The sequence below is a fragment of the Enterovibrio gelatinilyticus genome (assembly GCF_028683095.1).
Taxonomy (GTDB): Bacteria; Pseudomonadota; Gammaproteobacteria; order Enterobacterales; family Vibrionaceae; genus Enterovibrio; species Enterovibrio gelatinilyticus.
This window is the reverse complement of record NZ_JAJUBC010000020.1, coordinates 105,064-111,376: the sequence shown is the minus strand read 5'-3', so window position 1 is coordinate 111,376 and position 6,313 is coordinate 105,064. Positions and strand designations below refer to the sequence as shown.

The 6,313-nt window shown below is 41.7% G+C and carries 5 protein-coding genes; 4 read left to right on the top strand and 1 reads right to left on the bottom strand.

Features of this window, described 5'->3' with window-relative positions:
* Positions 1-359: 359 nt before the first annotated feature.
* Positions 360-1,775, top strand: coding sequence for a tetratricopeptide repeat protein (locus LRP50_RS16855; protein WP_274165630.1), 1,416 nt, complete (start codon positions 360-362; stop codon positions 1,773-1,775).
* Between the two features lie 1,357 nt (positions 1,776-3,132).
* Here LRP50_RS16855 and LRP50_RS16850 read toward each other — a convergent pair.
* Positions 3,133-4,089 (bottom strand): IS30 family transposase, encoded by a 957-nt coding sequence (locus LRP50_RS16850; RefSeq protein WP_274165629.1) that lies wholly within the window; start codon positions 4,087-4,089, stop codon positions 3,133-3,135.
* A gap of 95 nt (positions 4,090-4,184) precedes the next feature.
* Between LRP50_RS16850 and LRP50_RS16845 the strand changes: the two genes are divergently transcribed.
* The 3 genes from LRP50_RS16845 to LRP50_RS16835 all read left to right on the top strand — a co-directional run bounded on the left by LRP50_RS16845 (position 4,185) and on the right by LRP50_RS16835 (position 6,145).
* Positions 4,185-4,745: a hypothetical protein gene (locus LRP50_RS16845; protein ID WP_274165628.1), complete on the top strand. Its 561-nt coding sequence runs from the start codon at positions 4,185-4,187 to the stop codon at positions 4,743-4,745.
* A 133-nt stretch (positions 4,746-4,878) separates the two neighbouring features.
* Positions 4,879-5,349 carry a DMP19 family protein gene (locus tag LRP50_RS16840; RefSeq protein ID WP_274165627.1) on the top strand — a complete coding sequence of 157 codons (471 nt, stop codon included), beginning with the start codon at positions 4,879-4,881 and terminating at the stop codon, positions 5,347-5,349.
* 46 nt (positions 5,350-5,395) lie between these two features.
* Positions 5,396-6,145 carry a metallophosphoesterase family protein gene (locus tag LRP50_RS16835; protein ID WP_274165626.1) on the top strand — a complete coding sequence of 250 codons (750 nt, stop codon included), beginning with the start codon at positions 5,396-5,398 and terminating at the stop codon, positions 6,143-6,145.
* Positions 6,146-6,313 lie beyond the last annotated feature (168 nt).

Sequence of the window (6,313 nt, the reverse complement as noted above, 5' to 3'; positions counted from 1 at the left end):
TGAATTTAAGCAGACTCGCAATGTTGATTAATAATGACTGGCTAGATTTATCCTAGTGTCGCAAGAATATTGAACATCGGCAGTAAAGCCGTTATGTTATTGATTAATAATGGCTGGCTAGATTTATCTCTTGCCTGGGTGCTACAGGTTGAAAAGTTATTCTAAAGTTCATAAACAACTATCTATTTCTGTATAAAAGTAGTGTTGCTTATTAAGTGATGAGCCACGAACCTATCCCATTGTTCTAATCCTTGTCCGGGATGGTTGAACCCGTCGACAAGAGAGTGTTATGCGAGTGCATATCGAACTGACGTATATCGGCGCTTAAATTATTACGAAGTATAGGGGGTATTTTTCAAATGAATTACACCGGTGTCGGGTCCCTTTTTTTCCTCATTCTTAGTGTGGCAGTAGCCTGGTTCGTCTGGGAAGATTCTGACTCCAGCACAGCAATTCCGGATTACTCGACGACCAAATTGTTGGCTGAGCAGGGTGATGGTGAAGCGCAATATCAGCTGGGTTTATTGTTATTGAGAGGACTGGGGGTAACGAGTGACCCCGAGGAGGCTCAGCAGTGGTTCCAGAAATCTGCAGATAGCGGTAATGCTCACGCACAGTTTCAGGTTTCACAGTTTCATGATCGGAAGTTTCAATCCTCCGAAAATCCAGAGCATGGCATAAAAGCGTTTAACTGGTTAAAGAAGGCCTGTGACAAAGGGAGTTGGGAAGCACAAACAAAGATGGGACAAATATACCTGAACGGTTTACAGATTGAGGGCCTTGAAGTTAGTCCGGACCAAGGAACTGCTGCGTTTTGGTTTCGTCGAGCGGCGAAGAATGGCAGCAGTAACGCCAATTATCAGTTGGCAAAGTTACTCGATGCAAACCCTAAACTGGCAAAAAATGGAGAGGAGAGTCTTGATTACTATAAAAAAGCTGCTGAACAGGGTAATCCGGATGCCCAGTATTGGCTTGGTGTTATCTATCTTGAAGGTAAGTTAACGCGACGAAACCATGGTTTGGCTATTGAGTGGATGAATAAAGCTGCACAGCAGGGGCAGCCATATGCGGAATACATGGTAGCAACAGAGCTTGAGAGAGAAGGTAAGATACAAGAAGCGTTAAACTATTATGCTCGATCAGCCGAGCAGGGTTTTGCAGAAGCTCATTATAAAATTGGTCTGATATACCGATTTGATACCCTCATTGACGCCGACCTTGAGAAAGCTGAATTTCACTTAACCAAGGCTACTGAGCTTGGACATAGTAAGGCGAAAGAAGAGCGGATTGGTTTACTGGCGGAACAAGGTGATGCGGAGAACCAGTATTACTTTGGTAATCTTTTAAAGAATCGCTATTTTGACGGTGGTGCACGAAAATCATTTCTGCATGACCAAGCCTATGTTTGGTATGAAAAGTCAGCAAATCAAGGTTATCCGGCGGCGCAGAATGAAATGGGCAAACATCTATATTTGGGTAACCCTGAAAAAGCTTTTAGTTTGTACCGCCAAGCTGCGCATCAGGGGTTAAGCCCTGCGCAATGGAATCTTGCGATCATGTATATGAAGGGAGAAGCCACTGAGCGAGACCGAATGACAGCAAACATGTGGCGCATAATCTCGGAATCTACCAGACCCGCAGGGGACATGTATAGTTATGGCCGAATGTCCGCTCGTTTTCAGTTTGCCCCACTAAATGAAACGGAAATGGAGGAGGTTCAGGCACTTGCTCAGCGATGCATGGAAACTGACTATGAAGTATGTGCTGGAACTTAATGTGTGGTTAATCGATGATAGGTAATAATGATTCTGCAGCCAGATGTCCTGATGGGTTTGATGCTTTAAGCCTGTGATTTACAAGCATTGAAAGGCTCATTCCGGTATGATTCTGATGGTTTGTCGTGCTGGCCTGTCCCAATATCAGCAACTTTCCCTTTGAAAGCTCTGAACTTCATCAAGGTAATTAATGCAAAAAGTGACCATTCTTGTCGATGTACAAAACATCTATTACACAACAATATAAATGCGGACAGGCATAGTTAATTGCTACGACTTCATCCCTGAAGTCGAAGCTCGCAGCCGCATCTACACCTGTTAATGTTCCTCTTCGATTTGGCTTTATCTCTTTATGCATTAGTGTCAGTAATTTGCCCTATGCAGTACTGACCTCTTTGTAATACTTTTCCTCATCAGTCGGGAAGGTATGGGGTCCGTCTAGCGAAAACCTCTAAGTTCATCAGTGTTTGCACTTTTATACAGTAGTATCGGTTTTGTGCGGTAAATCTCTAAACTTTGCGCAATCAGTTCACGGTTTGCTATTGAGTGAAAAGATAAAGAGGCGTAAATTCAGTTAGATGAAAGCGTGCGAGCATTCTTATTTGTAAGAGCTGGCTGAGATAACAGGAAAGCAAAGTGTGCGACTAAGTTTTGTCCTAGAGTGTATTGGATACAATTTAGCTATGCATGTCTCAATACGTTGTATTAATGAGGTATATAGTGTTGATGCCCGTGCACGCTTTCCCGAGAGAGCTTGGCAAAACGCGCAAGCCGTATATACAAATGTTAGGTACTCTAAGGATAGTCGTGCATAAATTTATTTTACTCATAGCTTTAAGCTATTTATCGTTCTCAGCTTCTTCCTGTGAATATCAACTGAATGATACCGGCGCATTCTTCACACCGCCTTCAACTATCGTCTTTCAAACAGGAACCATTTGCTCTATTCCTTGCTTAAACTTTAAACTTCCTAAAGGGCCTCATGGTGGACACCTGGATGGCCGGATTTTAGTATTGACAAAATAAGCAAAAAATTCTCCGAATACTTAAAAGAAATCAAGAGTTACGGAACAGGCTACAAAATATTATATAGAGATAAGAAAATTAAAGAATATAGTGTTGCGGAAATTGCTTCTACAGGTGAGGCTATATTTGATTTTGTTGGTGGTGGCTCTGGATCAACAACAGCTGAAACTAGAGAAATAGTTTTCGACTTTGGTGAGTATATTATTTCATGCTCAATGACATCGCGTAGTAAAGATCATAAAGTGCACTTAGCTTCACTAATTGAACTTTGTAACTCTATCAATGTAAAGCCGGAGTTAGAGTACTTAGCTTCAAGTTTGAAGTGCGACATTTACTCTGATTTGGGTACATAACATTCCTCCGGTGTTTTAAAGGCTAATCGTTTTCTAGGGCGAGTGTTAAGTTTCTTAGCGATTTGGTTACACTCTGCTTGAGTGACAAGTTCTAATGACATGCCTTTTGGGAAATATTGTCGGATAAGACCATTTGTGTTTTCGTTGGTTCCTCGTTCCCACGAGTGGTAAGGCGTAGCAAAGTAAACGGTTGTTTTTAAAGCTGCTTCTAATACGCTGTACTGATGAAATTCGGTACCATTGTCTGCCGTTATCGTTTTCACTAAATGAGATTTAAGCATCATGATCACTCGACGGTTCAATTCTCTGGTCGTTTTGTTATTCAAGTGACCGATAACGGTGTAACCCGTTTTTCTCTCAACGAGTGTAACGAGACAATGAAGTGAGCCTTTGCCCATGACTGTATCTATTTCCCAGTGTCCTTGTGAGTTTCTGTTTTCAACATCATGAGGGCGTTCAGAGATATGTTTTTTGGCAGCGATACGACCGCGACTGTCATAGGCGTTATAGCGTTTTCGACGTTGTTTTGGTGCGCAACGTAAGTGTTGCCAGAGAAGCCCGCCTTTTGCTTTGTCACGCCATATGTATTGGTAAATAGATTCATGGCTGATGTAGTGTAAACCTTTGCGGTTGAGGTGGCCTACGATTTGCTCTGGGCTCCAGTCGAGGCGGAGATAGTGCCTAACAAGGGCATAAATTGCCTCGGTCATTTGCGTGTTTCTGCGAGAACGACGTCTTCGAGCCACTGTTCGTCGCTGTGCTTTACTAGGTCTGTATGCACCATCAGTGACCCAGCAGGCATTCCGCTGAACTTCTCGATAAATGGTACTTCGGTGCCTACCTAACAACTTGGCAATAGAAGCAACCGTGCAGCCTTGCTTTCTGAGTACTGAGAGCATATACCTTTCATTCTCGGTGATCTGTTGGTAGTTCATAAGCTTTCACTTCTTGGCGGGAGTAAAAGAAATGAAATAGCACAGGTCACCGTTTTCTGCTGAAAAGGCTGTCGCACTTAGTATTTGAATTCGCCTTGGCTAACAAAGCGCTGCTAGGGACAAACCTACGCTGCGCTCCGGTTTGCCCAAGAGCATGGCGTTATGTGAACTGGATTAATATGAGAAAAAGACGAGCTAGAAACAAGAAAAAACATACGGAAGGTTATAGAAGGCTTTCAGATTACCCTAAGCTAAGTTACGACGCTTGGCATCGCCTGTTTTATACTAAGCGTACTGTAAATAATCCTAAAGAAGCGAGTATATTGAAGTGGGCGCAAAAAACAGCAAGCTATAGGTTTCAGTTCTTCTATTACATCAGTGGTGTAGTGTCTTTTATGATTTGGGCGGCTACGGGTATAGGTTTTGTTACTTTTCTTGGCTACGTTGGTTTAGGTTATGTGTTCTATCGCTATATACGTATGACATGGTCTTATGAAGAGCGTGTTACTTATGAAAGAGAATATCCAGTAAAAACAATAACAGAAGTTCATAAAGAGCTGGTTCACGATGGCTTAGTTACGAGTTTCTGTTCTATTGTAATCACGATACTAATGTTCGTTTTGGTTTATATGTCGAAATCGTTAACAGTACAATAAATTCATGCAGATTCGCAACGCTTGGCACTTTTGGTTTGAATCAGCTTCAGTGTTTACGGCACAATGGTAGAGGTTATGTGGCAGCGTTGCTCACTACTTAATTTGGCGTTAAATTGAAAGTAGAGAAGTCCAAATGGAAAATGTTATTGCAAAGTATGAATCAGGTGAATTGAGCGATAGCGACTTTGTCTATGACGTATATGAGTTGCTGGCCAGCAAATATGATGCAGTAGCGGGATATGATCTACTGAGGGAAAGCGAACAAATATTGGTTCACCCCTTAGAGCTTGAGGGGCAAGTTCTCAATGGTGGATTTAGCCAGTATTTTGAGAATATGTACGGCGATAATGTCTTTGCAGCCTTGGCTTCATTTAAGAAAATTGGCATGAACGAGGCCTATAAAATCGTGCAAAAGGTAATTGAACTGTTTCCTGATTCAAGTCCAGCAAAAAATGAAGAAGATAGAATTAAGCAGTTTGATCTGATGTCAGAAGAAAGCCAAAAAAAGATTGATGATCTTAGTCATCAGTTTTCATTACTAGAAGAGCATAATGCTAAATTATTTATTAGGTATGTTTTAGAAAACAAAAGAGAGTTGGTGTAAAAATTTAACAAAGCAATGCAGGGGATATAAACACAAGGAGAGTGCATTGGAAAAGTTTGCAGTATTGTCTGATATTCATAGTAACGTGTTCGCGCTTAAAGCTGTTGTTGATGACGCAAAATCAAAAGGGGTGACAAATTTTATAAATCTTGGAGATATTCTATATGGTCCAATAGCCCCAAGGGAAACTTACGATTACTTACTTTCATTGAATGCTATAACCATTTCAGGTAATCAAGACCGACAGATTTATGAGGCGACAAAAGCTGAAATAGACTCAAACCCAACAATGAAATTTATCTTAAATGACTTGGGTAGGTCACCATTAGAGTGGATGAAGCAGTTGCCATTTGATTTACAGATAACCCCTGATATTTACGCGTGTCATGGAACACCAGACGATGATCTCGTGTATTTATTAGAAGATATAGTTACCGGTAAGCCAGAAGTTAGAGCTGATCGTGAAGTAATAAAATTATTAAATGGCAGATACTCACCGATCATTCTTTGCGGTCATACTCACACCCCAAGATGTGTTGAGTTATCGACAGGACAGATAGTTGTTAATCCTGGAAGTGTTGGGCTGCAAGCCTACACTGATGATGAGCCTAATATTCACTCAATGCAGAATTATTCATCAAAGGCTTCTTATGCAACATTGCAGAAAAAGCCTGATGACAAATGGGACATAACGTTTGATAGAGTTACTTATGATATCCAAAGAGCAACGAGCGCTGCTAAAGCGCAAGGCAGAGAGGATTGGGTGCACTTTTTGTCCACAGGTCGGTGCTTATAACACATATGAGCCCTTCTCCGGTCAATACGCAATAGCATTCTTTTGGCTGCGTCAGCAGCCAATGCTTTCGAACAACAAAGCCGTCTACTTCGTTCTGTCTTTTCCGCCATTAAGTCGTTGCTTACGACAAACACATATAGAGGGTCTCTTACTGCGGTCTCACCGCTG